This window comes from Pedobacter sp. GQ55 (assembly GCF_059758925.1).
The window spans coordinates 749,671-766,985 of the sequence record NZ_JCAXEI010000002.1; the positions used below are offsets into that span (position 1 = coordinate 749,671).

The following is a 17,315-nucleotide window of genomic DNA, read 5'->3' on the forward strand; positions in this document are numbered from 1 at the left end:
GTACATTTACTTAATTGGAAACAGCCTCAAAAGCAGCGCTGAAATCCCGAATAAGATCTTCTGTATCTTCAATACCTACAGACAATCTAACCATAGAATCAGGAATTCCCATTTCATCACGTCTTTCTTTACCTAATTCGAAGAATATGGTATGAGCAACAGGAATAGCAAGTGTGCGGGTATCGCCCAGGTTACTTGATTTAATAACCAGTTTAAGCTCATTCAGAAACTTAAAGCAATCGATACCATCAACAAGTGCAAAACTCAATAATCCGCCATAGCGATGAAATAAACTTGAAGCAAGCTCATGCTGAGGGTGGCTTTTCAGTCCGGGATAATAAACTTTACTGATTAAAGGGTGGTTTTCAAGAAACGTTGCAAGTGTAGCCGCGTTACTGCAGGCACGATCAAGTCTTAAAGCAATAGTTTCAGAACCCACAGAAATACTGTGCGCTGCTTCAGGAGCAAGCGTACCACCACCATCACGTAGGCCTCTTTTTCTTATTTGCGTCATTCCCTGCATTTCCGGACGAATCTGCTCGCGGATTATTGGTGCAATGTTAGGGAAGCTAAGCCAATCGAATAAGCCCGTGTCAGTTACACTGCCACCTAATGCATTACCATGACCACCAATATATTTTGTTAAAGAGTTGATGATAAGACTAGCCTTTACTGCAACCGGACGGAACAAGTAAGGCGATGTCATTGTATTATCTACTACATAGATCAATTTTTTGTCTTCGCAAAAATCGCCAATAGCACCTAGATCTGATATTTGAGTAGCAGGGTTTGCAATGGTTTCAACAAACACCATTCTGGTATTTTCCTGAGAGGCATTTTTAATGTTCTGAACATCCGTTGCATCAACAAAAGAGATGCTCAGGCCCATGTCCATATAAGTCTGCATAATACTTCTGGTATTACCAAAAAGGTATGAACTTGCAATAATATGGTCTCCTGCTTTTATTAAAGCCAGTATTGTAGAAGAAATGGCAGCCATTCCTGTAGCAAAAGAAACAGTGGCAAGACCCTGTTCCATTTGTGTTACTTTATGTTCAAGCGCGGTTGTTGTTGGATTGCCCTGACGGGAATAAGCATAACCCTTTGTTTTGTTTTGAAAAACATTTACCAGTCCCTGGACATCATCGTATCCCCAGGTTACTGCGTTATGAACAGGTTGATGTAATGCACCGAATTCTGGTTTCAAAAGACGGTCTGAATGAAGTATGGTGGTTGTAAATCCTTTTTTATCGCTCATTTAAACTTAATTTATTCAAGAAAACAAACTTCCATTTTTTATTTTAAAAAAAAGACGTTTTGCATAGGAAATCTGAAATATTACCAGTCTATTAACAGAATGGTTACTTTTACCATTAAATATAAACACATAATGAAACCATCTTTAGTACTTATTTTCATCTTATTCCTGATAGCGGGAGTTAGCGCTCAGCAAATTAAATACGCTACTGGAAACGACAGTTGGAATCCGGACTCTCTGGGGAACCATAGAGCTGTGCTAACGGTAGGCGCAGCTGGAAATGTAGCAAAAACAACTATCGAATGGCGAAGAAGAGACGCCCATCCCGAGCTTAAAGACATCTGGGTGGTTGATGCAAAAACCAACAGCAAAATCACAAATGTAAAAGCTGCAAACATCAGCAGAGAACAAGGGACCATCTATTTCGAACCAACCTCCGGAGCTGGCACTTATTATGTTTACTACATGCCATATCAGGTAGAAGGGCGCTCAAATTACCCAAATGCTCAGTATAGAAAAGCTCCGACAACCGAGAGCCAGTGGCCAAAATCAACCGCAAATGCTGTACCTGCCAAGCTTGTACGTATAGAGGCCATTAATGCAATGAGCAGTTTCTACCCTATGGAAGTAATTGCAACCGCAGCAGAAAATAAAAACCTGATTAAACAACATCCGCAAAAAGACTACCTTGTTTTTACTGAAGATAGAGTGAATCCTATAAAAATGCAGAACGATCTGCCTCAGTTATGGATCACAAAAGGATTAAAGAACTCTTTCTCCGGAACAGCGTCTAAAGGAGAAAACTACACCTATCAGCTTGGTATTTACCCGATAAAAAAAGATATTAATGATGTTAAAGTTACTTTCAGCGATCTAAAAAATAAAGCAGGCAAAACCATTTTTGCAAAAGCTTTTTCATGTTTAAATACCGATGGCGTTAACTGGGATGGCAGCCCGTTACATAAAACTGTAAACGTAGCCAAAAACAAAGTACAGGCATTGTGGATACTTGCTGATATCCCTAAAGACATTAATGCAGGCACTTATACAGGTACTGCAACCGTTAGCACCAAAGGCTCAGCCAGCACAATCATCCAGATTACGTTAACCGTAAACAACACTGTTCTGGCAGATGGAGGTATAAATGAACCGCAAAAACAAACCCGACTTAAATGGTTAAACTCAACAATGGCAGAGAAAAATGAGGTTATTGCCCCTTACATTCCTCTTGTTATAAACCACAAAACCATTTCTCTGCTGGGCAGAAAGTTCACCATAAATCAGGACGGTTTACCTGCTCAGATACAAACATTTTTTACGCCGGAGATGACAGAATTATCGGCCACTCCAAAAAACATTCTTACCGAGCCCGTTCATTTTCATGTAACAAGACCCAACCATAAGGATATTAAATTTAAAACTTCCGAAATCACCTTTACAGATAAACAACCGGGCATTGCAAAGTGGACTTCAAAAAGTACATCCGACAGTTTAAATATGGAGGTAAATGCCTCACTTGAGTTTGATGGTTTTGTATCATACACAATTAAATTCATCGCGGTAAATGACATTAAACTGAACAACATCAGCTTACACCTTCCCTTCACTCCAATCGCTGCTAAATACATGATGGGTCTTGGTCAGAAAGGTGGTTATCGCCCGGATTCCTTAAACTGGAAATGGGATGTTGCCAACAAAAACCAGGATGGTGCCTGGATAGGCGATGTAAATGCAGGTTTACAATATTCATTAAGAGACAATCATTATGTTCGTCCTTTAAATACAAACTTCTATTTACAGAAGCCTTTATTACTGCCAACATCATGGGGCAACGAAGGTAAAGGCGGCATTAAGATCGCGAAAAAAGGGCAGGCAATTCTGGCCGATAATTACAGCGGAGAACGCCTGATGAAAAAGGGCGATACTTTATATTACAACTTCACATTGTTAATTACCCCTTTCCACCCAATCAATACTGATTTTCAGTGGAGCAACCGCTTTTATCATAAATACAATAACCTGGATACCATTAAAGCAACAGGTGCAACACTAATAAACATACACCACGCCACGCCAATTAATCCATTCATCAATTACCCTTTTATTGCCCACAAGGAAATGAAAACCTATATTGATGAGGCACATTCAAAGGGGCTTAAGGTTAAAATCTATAATACCGTTCGCGAATTATCGAACAGTGCTTACGAGACATTTCCATTGCGCAGCTTAGGTCACGAAATTTACTCGCCCGGTAAAGGCGGTGGCTATTCCTGGTTACAGGAACACCTTGGCGAAGATTACATAGCGGCATGGTATGTACCCGAAATAAAAGATGCAGCTGTTGTGAACAGCGGAATGAGCCGCTGGCACAACTATTATGTTGAAGGCATGAACTGGCTGGTTAACAATGTAGGTATAGACGGGCTTTATCTGGATGATGTAGCTTTCGACAGAACTACAATGAAACGCGTAAAGAGTGTACTTACTCAAAATGGGCACCCGGGCATTATAGACCTGCATTCGGCAAACCAATACAATAAAAGTGACGGCTTTAACAACAGTGCAAACCTATACATGGAGCATTTCCCTTATCTAAACCGTTTATGGTTTGGTGAGTATTTTGACTACGAAAAAAGTACTCCTGATTTCTTTTTAACAGAATCTTCGGGTATACCTTTCGGACTAATGGGAGAAATGCTGCAAGACGGAGGTAATGCATGGCGGGGAATGGTTTACGGAATGACTAACCGTATGCCATGGAGCGATGGCGCAGACCCTCGTGCGATATGGAAAGCATGGGATGATTTTGGAATGCAAGGCACTAAAATGATTGGCTATTGGGTAGAAAACAATCCGGTTAAAACCAACAATCCTGATGTAATTGCAACCATTTACAGGAAAGATAAAAGTGTACTGATAGCACTTGCAAGCTGGGCTAAAGAGGATACAAAAATAAAACTGAACATAGACTGGAAAGCATTGGGAATTGACCCGGCAAAGGCTACAATAACTGCCCCGGAGATTAAGAACTTTCAACCCTCAAAAACTTTTGCCACCACTGATGAGATCCCGGTAACAAAAAACAAAGGCTGGATGATTGTTGTTAAAGAAAATTAACTTGTAACATTGCACAACGATTTTTAACAGAACATGAGATTTAAACCATTTGCCTTTATTATTAATATTGCTATTCCTTTAGCCATGGGTGCTATCGGTGCATGGTTTACTTCTCAATATGTTAAAACTTGGTACGTAACCCTAAATAAACCATCCTTTAATCCTCCGAACTGGGTATTTGCCCCCGTATGGACTACCCTTTTTATTTTAATGGGAATTGCTGCCTATCTGGTTTGGTTAAAAAGAAAGGAAGTTCAATATTTCACACGTACAGTTGCCATATACCTCATACAACTTGTTTTAAATGTAATGTGGTCGTTCCTGTTCTTTTATGCACACGAAATTGGACTGGCACTTTTTGAAATCGTTGCCCTGCTGCTTGTCATCATCATAAACACAATGGTATTCTATAAAATTGACAAAACTGCAGGTTTACTATTCATCCCATATATTTTATGGGTCGGATTTGCTACAATTTTAACGTACAGCATATTTTCGTTAAACTGATTATTCAGATCGCCTTTATGAAATAAAACTCCTATTTTTATGAGCCATGCTTATAAAAAGATTACTCTTCCTTTTTCTATTTATAACCGCATTAAATGTAAATGCGCAAAAGGTAGGCTTGGTATTGAGTGGCGGAGGAGCCAAGGGGCTTGCCCACATAGGCATATTAAAAGCACTGGAAGAAAACAATATCCCTATTGACTACATTACCGGAACTTCTATGGGTGGTATTGTTGGTGCAATGTATGCAGCCGGTTATTCGCCAACGCAAATAGAGAAAATAGCCTTAAGTAGCAATTTTCAGGATTGGGTAAGCGGAAGATACAAGAGTGATTATAGTTTCTTCTTTCAGAAGAAAAACATTAACCCCTCAATAATTACAGCAAAGCTCTCTGTCGACTCTAATTTAAGGTTCAATTTCAGATCTAATCTGGTAAATGACATCCCCTTAAACTTCGCCCTATTAGAGCTTTTTGCTCAGGCATCAGCCATTTCAAAAGATAACTTCGACAATCTGTTTGTCCCTTACCGCTGCATGGTATCAGATGTCTTGTCGCAAAACAGCATAACCGTAAAAAAAGGCAGTTTAGCTGATGCCGTTAGAGCAACCATGACCGTTCCTTTGATTTACCGACCTATAAAACTAGACGACAAGTATGTTTTTGATGGCGGTCTATATAATAATTTTCCGGCCGATGTAATGAAGGATACTTTTAATCCTGATGTAATTATTGGTTCTAATGTATCCTCCAAGAACTTCAATGAATACCCTAAAAACAATGATGAGCGGTTAATGAACCGCCTGATGGTTTTTATGTTTCTTTCTAAATCAGACTCTACCCTTATTGGCCCAAATGGCATTTATATCCAGCCAAACCTAAGGGGGTATTCTTCAACCAATTTCAACCCGGTAGAGCAACTGATAAAACAAGGCTATGATGCAACAATAGCCGACATGGACCAGATCAAGAAAAAGATAAGCAGACGGGTAACCACCGGAGATCTGATGATTAAAAGAACTCAGTTCAACACTAAAAAACCCAACCTGCTTTTTAGTGGTGTAACCGTATCCGGAGTAAATGCTCAGCAAAAAAAATACATCGAGCGTCTTTTCAAAAGAGATCAGAACACCTTTGATCTTGATGATATTAAGCAAGGCTATTACAAGCTCGTAGCAGATGAAACCTTTGAAACCATTTACCCAAAGATAACCTACAATCCGGTTTCCGACAGCTATAACTTTGAAATTGTAGCCAAACCACAAAAAAGCTTTAAAATTGACTTTGGAGGGAACATATCAAGCCGACCAATCAGTAATGTATTTCTTGGAATGCAGTACAACTACCTAAACCAGAAATCGTATACATTTGGCACTAATTTGTATTCGGGGCGGTTTTATGAATCTATACAAGTAAATGGAAGGGTCGATTATCCTTCTCGTTTACCATTATTCCTTGCTATGGAAATGACCTATAATCACTTTGATTATTATAAAACCAGTTCCATTTTTATCGAAAACCCTCATCCTATATATATTGAACAGACAGATAGAAAAATAGATTTAAAGATTGGCTTTCCGCTAAACCGGAATACCAAGATAACATTGAATACTGCCTTTATTAACAATTACGATGGATATAGTCCGAATAATACTTTTGAGATAGGCAATAAATTAGACAAAACCGTATTCAATGCTTCCAGATCTACCTTTGCTTTTGAACAGTATACCTTTAATCGTAAGCAATACGCCAATAAAGGCCGTAACTTCCTGTTAAGTCTAAATTATTTTGCAGGAAGAGAAAGCTACACACCCGGCAACATTACCGACGGTTTAACAGAATCTGCAGAGCTTGTGGCAAGTAAAACCGAAGTAGACAGAAAATACCGGCAATGGTTCAATTTAAAGGTTAGCGATGAAAACTACTTCTTCGCAAAACGCAAATATTCTTTAGGCTATCTACTCGAAGCGGTGATTTCAAACCAGCCTTTATTTTCTAACTACTACTCTACCATACTTGCTTCACCTGCATTTTATCCATTGCAAGACAGCAGATCTGTATTTTTAGAAAACTTTAGGGCTACCAGTTACTTTGCGGGAGGAATTAAAAATGTATACAGTATTAAAAGAAATCTTGACTTAAGAGTTGAAGGCTATGTGTTTTTGCCTTATCAGAAGTTTGAGAAGATAGGCTTTCAGGGAATAGACCGCATGAAACCACTTACCAAATGGCAATATGCTGCCACTGCAGGGCTCGTGTACCATACCCCAGTTGGGCCTATAAGTTTTAGTTACAATTTATATGATGACCCGATAAAAAGAAACGGGGTTTTACTACATTTGGGGTATCTGATTTACAATAAACGATCTATAGAATGAGAAGAATATATTTGTTGATATTGCTGTTGGTAATGTGTGTTTCCGGCTTTGCCCAAAAAGCAGACATCAATAATTTTATAGTTAAAGAGAGCCTGCTCAAAAACAGCAAGCTTGCCATTATAGCAGCTGATTCTTTAGATATACCCATAGAAAAGATTAATGGCACTTATACTTTTAGTGTAAGCGGATTTACTCAGCCCATTAAATTTAATGGAGGTGTTGGTGTGCTGCCATTACAATTGGAACGCTCGACCTTTGTGTATATAAAACATCAGAACGACACAGGCACTCACAGCAAACTTTTATATGTTCATAAAAAGGAAGGCACCTTAACTCCTTATGTGATCAACAGTATGTGGCTGGTATTATTTCCCGCACTGATCATCTTTTTGGCTTTCGCATTTAGGAAGTTTATTATTGCTGCTGTGATTATCCTTTTAATATTCATCTATTTTAATCACAGCAACGGCTTAAACCTATCTACTTTCTTCGAGACTATATTTGACGGCTTAAAGCGAATGTTTTAAGCACAGCACTTAAAAAGGCATTCCTATACCAAAATTGTATTGCACAAAGCGATACCTTTCCGGACTATGAGTAAGGTAATAATCGTCTTTAAACTTCTTGTTCCCGGTAAAGAACCGTTTGAACATCCATTGATCGGAACCTTCAAACTGCGGGTCCTTAAGTTTTAAACCTATATCAAACCTAAATACAAAGTACTGCACATCGTACCTGAACCCCATACCTGTGCCCAGGGCAATTTGGCTGCCCAGTTTTTTGAAATCAAAATAGGTAGATGGAGTACCGGTTCTGGTCACATTCCATACATTACCGGCATCTAAAAATACGGCACCTTTCAATTTGGCTCCAAAGAACTTATTCAAAAGTTTATATCTGTATTCTAAATTCGCCTCAATATGAAGCTCTCCAAGCTGATCTAGGCCATATAATGCTCTTCTTAAGGTATCAGTATCAAGCGCCTTTCCCCTATCATAATTTCCAGGGCCCAGGGTTCTGGCCTGCCAAGCCCTAATGCCACTTGAACCTCCTGCGAAGAACAATTTCTCGAACGGAACCGAATTAGAGTTACCATAAGCATAGCCAATTCCGCTGTTTAAACGGGCAACAAACTGTTTTTCTCCCCCAAGGTTTTTATACCAGCGCAAATCTATCTCTGGCCGCATATATTGGTTAAACGGCAATCCAAATATTGTAGCATATACACTATCTTTCAGATTAGCTTTATTACCAGTAATACTTGTTGCCAGTTGTAACATATTACCGGCTAAATCCATGCTCCCTCTAAAATAAATAAAGCTTTCGTTTGTTAGCAGTTTATCTGCATTTAAGGAATACGTATATTTAATACCCAGGGTGATGTCCCTTCTGTCTAACAATAAAAGATTATAAAAATTCTTAAGTAACTCTCCTTTATTATTTGGATCTTCAGCATCAAAAAGAAGTCCTCCAAATCTATATTCAAAGTTTAAAGGGGTCACAGAATGGTATTTAGATTTCGATTCCACAAACTCATAAGTTAGCGAACTAAGAAATACATGGCGTTCAAAAAAACTTTTTTGCTGTGCATATACATAACTGGTAGAGAATATAGTATGTGGCATACCACCTCTTCTGCCCGGTCTGGCAGTAATAAACGGCAACATTAATCTGGGAACGGTCAGATTAGCACTAATTGAAAAATCGCGCTGATAAATATCCCGGAATATCGAATTCCCCTGCCCAATTCTGGATTGCAGTCCTCCTTTAACCTGAAATTCAAATCGTTCGGCCCCGCGGAACATGTTGTTGTTAGTGTAGGTATTTGATAAAGTAAAACCAACAGTTCCGGCATTAAAAGGCACCTCCCCCTCTACCCGGTTACTCATTATTTTTTGAGGAATTAACTGGATAACCGGGAACACTTTATTGATACTATCTTTTGGTCTGTTATAATCTATCTTAACATTTTTAAAAACGTTAAGTTCATACATTCTATCGTAGGTAAGGTTCTCATTGTAGATATTATAAATCTCACCCTGATGAAGAAAGTTATACCGTACTATAGGATTTCTTCTAAACTTTTTAGAGAGATCGGTATATCTTAAACCCCTAAAAACCTTATCGTTCATGGTAAGTGTATCAGGAAAACCATCTGCATTTGGGGCAATAATTACGTTGGCCTCACCAATATAGAATTGCTCATGCCTGGGTTTATCCTGAGGGTTATCAATAATTAAAGTAACATTAGCTTTGCTGGAACTTAAGTTCGAATCGACCTCGTATTTTACGTAAGGCCTTGCGAAATCGAAATAGCCTTTCTCCTTCATCACCGTATAGATCCGATCACGTTCATGGGCTAAAGAATCATCATCATACCTCATTCCCTCTTTCAGAAAAGTCTCAGCAGCCCTACTTTCCATGTAGAATTTATTAACAAGTTCATCAGCGATTTCATACTTTATTTTATTGACACGAAATACAGGTCCGGGCTGTGCCTTAAAAAAAACGTCGGCCCTTTTTCTCTTAACCTTTATTTCCGATTTTACTTTTGCCATAAAATACCCTTTGCTCATCAGAAATCTTTCAATCTGGCCGCGGGAAATCTCTACTAATGTACTATCAAGAATTGGAGGAGGCGTACCAAGCGGCTTTATATTGGAAGTTTTATAACGACCATCTTTGGTATTGAACATGTTATAAATAATAACATTGATACCAATTGTTGATGTGGGCCTGATATCTTTTTGAATATAATTGAGTGCTTCTTCCTCAAAAGCTTTATCTATGCTGTCTATTTTTACATTTTTAACAATAGATTGGTCGTCCGCAATATATTTTGTTGAGGAACATCCCGTAACAAAAACAAGAATAAATAGTAATATTGCATCAAAATGGACATTCCTTTTATTATTATCGTATGCTTTCAAAATCTCAGATAGGGTTTATAAAATCGTTACATCAAAAAAAGTACCGTAAAGAAAATGGGATATTTATTATTGAAGGTATAAAATCTATTGTAGAGTTTATTCAATCTTCATACCAAATACATAGCATTTATTATCTGGCTCAATATCAGTCCTTACTGCCCAATTTGCCTGCAAATATAAAGTTATTTGAAATAAACAACGCCGAACTGGATAAGATTAGTACTTTACAAACTCCGCAAGGTATACTGGCGCTTGTACACATTCCTAAAAGTCGTAGTTTGGACATTAGTAGTCTAAAAGGGTCATTTACTCTGGTGCTTGATGGAGTTCAGGATCCGGGTAATTTGGGTACAATTATTCGCACAGCCGATTGGTTTGGATTTAAACAGATTATATGTTCTAACAACACAGTTGAAATTTATAACCCAAAAACAGTACAGGCCACAATGGGATCTTTGAGTAGGGTAAACGTTTATTACGAAGAGCTTTCTGGATTTTTAAAAGATATTAAAGTACCAGTTTTTGGTGCGGTTCTGAACGGAACGAGTATCTATGAAACAAAATGGGGAAATGAGGGCATCGTGATTTTGGGCAATGAAGGACAAGGGATAACGCCCGAAATCATAAATTTAATTACCAATCCGGTAACAATACCACGGGTTGGAGAGGCTGAGTCATTGAACGTTGCAATATCGGCAGCAATTCTTTGTGCAGATATTAATAGAAATTTGCAGAAATAAATTGCATAATAAGTATTATTTACTATTTTTGCAGCCTGAATTTCAGTAGGGTCGAGTGGCCGAGTGGCTAGGCAGAGGTCTGCAAAACCTCCTACAGCGGTTCGAATCCGCTCTCGACCTCAAGATTTATAATAAATAAAAAAAGATTAACATGGCAGTTACCAGATTAAAAAGAAAAGACAGAAGAAATAAAACTTTCGCAAAGTTAGATGTGAAAAACTTAAAACTTGCTACTAACATCGAATTGGGTAGCCGTTCACGTCAATCTACAACAGATCAGTTAGCTAAAAACAACGCGGTCTTATTAAAACTTACTGCTAAAGCATAAGTTTCTTTCTAAAAGAAATTAGAGCATCTCTGTTTGGCAGAGATGCTTTTTTTATGCCTATTTTGCTCAAGTGTATAGCGATATACGGATAAGACAAAGTTTAAGTACGAAACCTTCAAAGTCCATGGTCAGTCCATGTTTTTCTGATAAATACGTGGACTTACTTTAGCCTTAAGGATCAAGCAACGCGCAAACATTCAATCCTGGAATCAATTGACACCAGACTTCCTGTTATTTCAAGAAATGATTTAATCTTTTTTTACCAGCTCTTTGCAGATTCTTTTGATTAACCCTGGACCTTCATAGATGAAACCGGTATATAATTGTACTAATGAAGCCCCAGCATCAAGCATATCTTGTGCATCTTCAGGAGAATGAATCCCTCCTACTCCAATTATTGGAAACGCTTTGTTTGACCTGGCAGATAAATACCTAACCACCTCAACAGAACGACGCGCTAGTGGCTTACCACTTAAACCGCCCATTTCGCTCTTAAGTGGCTCCGGACTTTGCAGACTGCTTCTATCTATAGTTGTGTTGGTAGCAATTACGCCTGCAATGCCAGTTGTCATTACAATCTCAACAATATCGTCCAATTGTTCATTGGTTAGATCGGGTGCTATTTTAAGCAGAATTGGTCTGCTGATGTTATTCTTATTATTGCGCTGCTGTAACGTATTTAACAGCTCCATCAATGGTTCTTTTTCCTGTAACGCCCTTAATCCTGGAGTATTTGGAGAACTTACATTCACTACAAAATAATCGACTACGTCAAATAAGCGGTCAAAGCATTTTATATAATCGCTTATCGCATCCTCATTAGGTGTATTTTTATTTTTACCGATGTTACCGCCAACAACAATATCGCTATCCTTACTTTTTAACAACCTCAGCCTTTCAGCAAGGGTATCCACACCTTTGTTGTTAAAACCCATGCGGTTAATGATTGCACTATCCTCTTCCAGGCGGAACATTCTAGGCTTATCATTACCGGGTTGTGGTAAAGGCGTTACAGTACCTACTTCAATAAAGCCAAAACCAAGGTCGCTTAGCGCCTCAATGTACTCACCGTTTTTATCGAAGCCGGCAGCTAAGCCTACAGGATTCTTAAATTTGATGCCAAAAACTTCGCGTTCAAGGCCTTTAATATTCACATCAAAGCTTCCTCTAAGGATAGTTTCGCCAAGTGGGAAGTGTTCATGAAACCATTTCAGTCGCTTAACGACGAAATAATGCACTTTTTCGGGGTCAAATTGAAAAAATATAGGCTTAATTAAACGGTACATGGGACGAAGATAGGAATTTGTTTGTATTTTTGCAGCCACATGATTTCGATAAACGACTTAACATTCCTGATAGGCTCCAGAGCCTTATATGATGAGGCAAACTGGCACATTAAACCGGGCGACCGGGTTGGGCTAATTGGTGCCAATGGAACAGGAAAATCTACACTTTTAAAAATAATAGTAGGTGAGTATGCTCCTTCTTCGGGTACTATTTCTATGTCTAAAGACTTAAAAATAGGTTACTTAAACCAGGATTTACTTTCTTACGACTCTCACCATAGTATATTACACGTTGCAATGGAGGCTTTTGAACGCCAAAACCAATTGCATGATGAAATTGAGGTACTGCTTAAAAAAATAGAAACAGATTATTCTGAGGAAGTTTTGAATAAACTGAGCGATAAGCAACAGGAATTTGAAGCCTTAGATGGGTATAATATAGAATATAGAGCTAATGAGATTTTAGCAGGTCTGGGTTTTAGTACTCAGGATCAGTTAAGACCACTTAATACCTTTTCAGGAGGCTGGCGCATGCGTGTTATGCTTGCCAAAATTCTATTGCAAACACCTGATATTTTGTTGCTGGATGAGCCTACCAACCACATGGATTTACCGTCTATTAAATGGTTAGAAACTTATCTTTTAACTTTTGAGGGTGCTATTGTAATCGTTTCTCACGATAGGTACTTTTTAGACAAGGTAGTAAACAAAACTGTTGAATCGCGCAAAGGAAAACTAACTTCTTATGCCGGTAATTACAGTTTCTACCTTGAAGAAAAAGCATTGCGTGGTGAGATTCAAAAAGGAGAATTCAAAAATCAGCAAGCCAAAATTAAGCAGGAAGAACGCTTAATTGAGCGTTTTAGAGCGAAAGCTTCTAAAGCTAAAATGGCCCAGTCGAGGATGAAAGCTTTGGATAAAATGGAGCGTGTGGAAGATGTGGATGATGATAATCCTACTGTAAACTTCCAGTTTAAGTTCTCTAAGCCATCAGGCCGTCACGTAGTTACAATTGAAGGTGCTACAAAGAGCTACCCTAATGTCGATATTCTTGAAAATGCTGAAGGTATCATTGAGAAAGGTGATAAAATTGCCTTGATTGGTGCGAACGGTAAAGGTAAATCGACCTTATTAAGAATTATTGCGGGTGCTGAAGGTTTTACAGGTAGATGTGAGACTGGTCATAACGTTACTACTACATTTTTTGCGCAGCATCAACTGGAGTCGTTACACCTTGGAAATACCATTCTTGAAGAGTTACAGGCTTTTGCACCTAAACATACCGACACAGAATTGCGTGGTATATTAGGGTGTTTCCTTTTCACTGGTGATGATGTGTTTAAAAAGATCCGTGTATTGTCCGGAGGTGAAAAATCGAGGGTTGCATTAGCTAAATCGCTAACAACTGACTCGAACTTCCTGATCCTGGATGAGCCAACCAACCACCTTGACATACAATCTGTAAACATCCTGATTCAGGCATTACAGCAGTATGAAGGTACTTTTATCGCAGTATCTCACGATAGGTATTTCTTAGACAATGTTGCCAATAAAATTTGGTTCATAGAAGACAAGGACATTAAAGAATATCCAGGTACCTATGCTGAATACGAAGAGTGGAATAGCAAAAGACCTCCTGCAAAACCTTCCAGTGTTCCTGTAAGGCCTGATAAAGAGGTAAAAGAAGTTAAAAAAGCGTTAGAAGAAAAACAACCGGCTACTCCAAACAGTTTGCAACAGCTTAAAAAGCTAAACGATCAATTGAAAAAGATTGAAGTTGAGATTGCAACTTTTGAATCAGATGTTAAATCTATAGAAGCTGAGATTGCTGATGAAGCAATTTATTCGAACGCAGGCAAACTTGCTGAAACAAATAAAAAATATTTAGCCGCCAAGCATAAGCTTGATACTGCCCAAAATACCTGGGAAGACCTCGCTTCTGAAATAATGGAACTAGAAAGTAAATGATAAAACCCGCAGGATTATTTTTTTTGCTGTTGTTAAGTATACAAATTGCTGTTGCACAAAATCAGCAATTTGTATATGAAAACAAGGTGTACCAACCTACAATAAAGACGGTACAATGTTACAACTCGCAAAAAGAACAATCTCTACCGGTAATTGCTCTAAAATCAAATGAACGATTGGTGTTTTCGTTTGACGATCTTAATGCAGGAAGCAAAAATTACTGGTATACGGTTGAACATTGCACTTCAGATTGGAAATCATCACGCTTATCGACCATAGATTATCTGGAAAGCTTAAGCGAGGATAGGATAACTGATTATAAATACTCATTTGGCACCATCCAAAAGTACACCCATTACCAACTGACTTTACCGAATACTCAGATCAGACCTAAAATTTCGGGCAACTATATTTTAAAGGTGTATGAAGAAGGTAACCAGCAAAAACCGGTTATTTCTCAGCAATTTTATGTGGTAGATAATGTGGTAAATATTGGTGTAGATGTAGTAGCCAGTTCACAGGTGTCGCTACGTTTTAGCAACCAGAAGGTCAATTTTACTATTTTACATCAAATGCCTATTCAGAACCCCTATACGGATCTGAAAGCGATAGTGATGCAGAATGGAAATCCGCAGACGGCAATTATAAATACAAAACCGAACTTTATTAAGCCTGGCTCATTGGTTTACAACGAGGTAAACAGCAACGATTTCCCGGCAGGCAATGAGTTTAGAAAGTTTGATATCCGCAGCTTACGGTATAAAGGCGATAATGTGCAGGAAATTATAAAGGACACAACCACCAGCGTGGTACTTTTTCAGGACATCAATACCAGCAAAGCGAAATACAGCAATTTGGTTGATGAGAATGGAAGCTTCTTCATCAGAAATAAAGAAGGTAGCGATGACCCAACAGAAGGTGATTACGCAAGTGTGATGTTTACCTTAAATGCGGTACCTCCTACTCCCAATGGCGATGTTTATGTTGTTGGCAGGTTTAACAATTACGTTTTAAACGAGGCCAGTAAGCTTAACTTTGATTCTTCGCGTAAGCGTTTTTATGGAAATATATTGGTTAAACAAGGGCTTTATGATTATAAATATGTTTGGTTAAATAAGGATACTGGAAAAATTGACCAGGCAATTTTTGAAGGTTCATTCTTTGAAACTTTAAATACTTACCAGGTATTTGCCTATTATAAAAAACCGGGCATGCGTTGGGAAGAATTAATTGGATACGCCAATGTCGGCAACGTAAAACGTTAATCGGTTTTTAATACCCAAACTGAAACACTTTTCTCGGCACATAGAAATGCTGCCCATCCCTCTTCATTTACTATCACTTCCTCAGTTACATTACCGAGTGCATCTTTAAAGATTTTATTGGCGTGTTTAACCCCCATTTCCATGTTTTTAATTCCTGCACCACTGTTACTCATAAGCACAGCAATACCAGAACCAGGGTTTTCATCTTCGCCTTCTCTTGTCCACCCTATGCAATTTGGATGATCCAGATAATCGCGCTGAACACCATAAGAAAGATCTTTACGAACCGTACACAGCTTTGGTAATTCGAACACCGCGGAAAGCTCTATTTCTACTTCGTTCCCATTGTGGTCTTTATCTTTATATGCACTGCCATAAAGATCGGGATAGAATAAGCAGGGCATCCCCTGCTCACGTAAAAGAATAAGCGCATATGCCAAAGGGCGGAACCAAGGCGCCACAAATGATTCCAATGCCTGCAAAGGCTGTGAATCGTGGTTATCAACAAACGTGATTGACAAGTATGGGTTTATCAGCGTAAGTGTTCCTTCAAAAATATTACTAAGGTCGTACGCCTCCTGCTGCTGACTGGCAACATACAAGTTTTGGTGCAATACGGAATCAAAGAGCTTCATCCTGCCTTCAGTAAGCTCAATATAAGATTTAAGGTCTTCTACATTATCAACCACCCAGTTCTCGCCTACTATGAAGAAATCCCTTTTAAAGGTATTCTTCATATGATCGATCCACTCATTTAAAAATTTATGGGAGATGTGTTTAACGGCGTCCATTCTAAAACCATCCATTCCGCAGGTGTTATAGTACCACTCGCCCCATTCCTTGAGTTCTTGCCTCACGGCGGGGTTTCTTGATTCTATATCGTTAAACATCAGGTAATCGTAATTGCCGTGTTCCTTAGAAGGAACATCTTCCCAGCCCTCTCCAAATTCGTTCTGAATTGAAAAAATCCCTCCTTCTTGCAAGTTAGCAGCAAAATCGAGCCCGCTGAAACAACGGTAATCCCAGATAAAACTTGAATACTTGCCTTGTCGGCCTGGAAATGTAAATTTAGTCCATGCTTCAATTTCTATAACAGGCGAAATAAATTCTTTACGATTCTGGTCGTTTACTTTCCGCACTTTTATCTTTTCCAGCTCATCTCCACCTGCTTTATGATTAAGTACCACATCGGCAATGGTTGCTATACTGCTTGCTTTTAGTGCGTTAATTGCATTTAGGTATTCGTCCTTAGTTCCGTATCTGGTAGCTACACAATCTTTCTGATCAAACTCACCAAGGTCGAACAGATCATAGGAATCGTAACCTACAGAAGTATCTCCTGAGGTTGCTTTATAAGCCGGGGGTAACCAAAGGCCTGTAATTCCGAGCTCAACAAATGTTGGCACCTCTTCGGCAACCCTAACCCATAGCTTAACGTCTTCTTGATAATACCAGTGAAAATATTGTATCAGCGTTTGATTTTTCATGCCGTACAACTAAGATACAAAATCATCAAGAAACCCAAAGCTTAGTTAACTC

12 protein-coding genes and 1 tRNA gene are annotated in these 17,315 nt (G+C 38.7%); 9 read left to right on the forward strand and 4 right to left on the reverse strand.

What is annotated here, in order from left to right; translation table 11 throughout:
• Positions 1–10 precede the first annotated feature (10 nt).
• Positions 11–1,258 carry a cystathionine gamma-synthase family protein gene (locus AC6CH7_RS08030; RefSeq protein WP_498262181.1) on the reverse strand — a complete coding sequence of 416 codons (1,248 nt, stop codon included), beginning with the start codon at positions 1,256–1,258 and terminating at the stop codon, positions 11–13.
• Positions 1,259–1,390: 132 nt separating this feature from the next.
• Between AC6CH7_RS08030 and AC6CH7_RS08035 the strand changes: the two genes are divergently transcribed.
• Genes AC6CH7_RS08035 through AC6CH7_RS08050 form a run of 4 tightly spaced genes read left to right on the forward strand, consistent with a single transcriptional unit; the run spans position 1,391 to position 7,786 of the window.
• Positions 1,391–4,375 (forward strand): glycoside hydrolase domain-containing protein, encoded by a 2,985-nt coding sequence (locus AC6CH7_RS08035; RefSeq protein WP_498262182.1) that lies wholly within the window; start codon positions 1,391–1,393, stop codon positions 4,373–4,375.
• 33 nt (positions 4,376–4,408) lie between these two features.
• Complete coding sequence (locus tag AC6CH7_RS08040) at positions 4,409–4,882, forward strand: TspO/MBR family protein (protein ID WP_498262183.1); 474 nt, start codon at positions 4,409–4,411, stop codon at positions 4,880–4,882.
• Between the two features lie 46 nt (positions 4,883–4,928).
• Positions 4,929–7,259 (forward strand): patatin-like phospholipase family protein, encoded by a 2,331-nt coding sequence (locus tag AC6CH7_RS08045; RefSeq protein WP_498262184.1) that lies wholly within the window; start codon positions 4,929–4,931, stop codon positions 7,257–7,259.
• Positions 7,256–7,786, forward strand: a complete 531-nt coding sequence (locus tag AC6CH7_RS08050) for a hypothetical protein (protein WP_498262185.1) — start codon at positions 7,256–7,258, stop codon at positions 7,784–7,786. Before AC6CH7_RS08045 ends, AC6CH7_RS08050 begins: the two co-directional genes overlap by 4 nt.
• Before the next feature lie 9 nt (positions 7,787–7,795).
• Here AC6CH7_RS08050 and tamL read toward each other — a convergent pair whose 3' ends face one another.
• A complete protein-coding gene (tamL, locus tag AC6CH7_RS08055) occupies positions 7,796–10,189 on the reverse strand; it encodes a translocation and assembly module lipoprotein TamL (RefSeq protein WP_498262186.1) in 2,394 nt (797 codons plus the stop codon).
• On the opposite strand from tamL, the gene AC6CH7_RS08060 reads away from it, so the two are divergent.
• From AC6CH7_RS08060 to AC6CH7_RS08070, 3 genes are all read left to right on the forward strand, one after another.
• Positions 10,180–10,929 (forward strand): TrmH family RNA methyltransferase, encoded by a 750-nt coding sequence (locus AC6CH7_RS08060; protein ID WP_498262187.1) that lies wholly within the window; start codon positions 10,180–10,182, stop codon positions 10,927–10,929. The genes tamL and AC6CH7_RS08060 overlap by 10 nt on opposite strands.
• 49 nt (positions 10,930–10,978) lie before the next feature.
• Positions 10,979–11,049, forward strand: a tRNA-Cys gene (locus tag AC6CH7_RS08065).
• A gap of 31 nt (positions 11,050–11,080) precedes the next feature.
• A complete protein-coding gene (locus AC6CH7_RS08070; protein WP_048907043.1) occupies positions 11,081–11,257 on the forward strand; it encodes a hypothetical protein in 177 nt (58 codons plus the stop codon).
• Positions 11,258–11,505: 248 nt separating this feature from the next.
• Here AC6CH7_RS08070 and AC6CH7_RS08075 read toward each other — a convergent pair whose 3' ends face one another.
• On the reverse strand, positions 11,506–12,543 hold the full coding sequence (locus tag AC6CH7_RS08075) for a quinone-dependent dihydroorotate dehydrogenase (RefSeq protein WP_498262188.1): 1,038 nt from the start codon (positions 12,541–12,543) through the stop codon (positions 11,506–11,508).
• A 39-nt stretch (positions 12,544–12,582) separates the two neighbouring features.
• Here AC6CH7_RS08075 and AC6CH7_RS08080 point away from each other — a divergent pair, with 39 nt between their 5' ends.
• Positions 12,583–14,511 carry an ABC-F family ATP-binding cassette domain-containing protein gene (locus tag AC6CH7_RS08080; RefSeq protein WP_498262189.1) on the forward strand — a complete coding sequence of 643 codons (1,929 nt, stop codon included), beginning with the start codon at positions 12,583–12,585 and terminating at the stop codon, positions 14,509–14,511.
• A complete protein-coding gene (locus AC6CH7_RS08085) occupies positions 14,508–15,776 on the forward strand; it encodes a type IX secretion system plug protein (RefSeq protein ID WP_498262190.1) in 1,269 nt (422 codons plus the stop codon). Before AC6CH7_RS08080 ends, AC6CH7_RS08085 begins: the two co-directional genes overlap by 4 nt.
• Here the strand turns inward: AC6CH7_RS08085 and AC6CH7_RS08090 are convergent.
• Positions 15,773–17,263: an alpha-amylase gene (locus AC6CH7_RS08090; RefSeq protein ID WP_498262191.1), complete on the reverse strand. Its 1,491-nt coding sequence runs from the start codon at positions 17,261–17,263 to the stop codon at positions 15,773–15,775. The genes AC6CH7_RS08085 and AC6CH7_RS08090 overlap by 4 nt on opposite strands.
• Positions 17,264–17,315 lie beyond the last annotated feature (52 nt).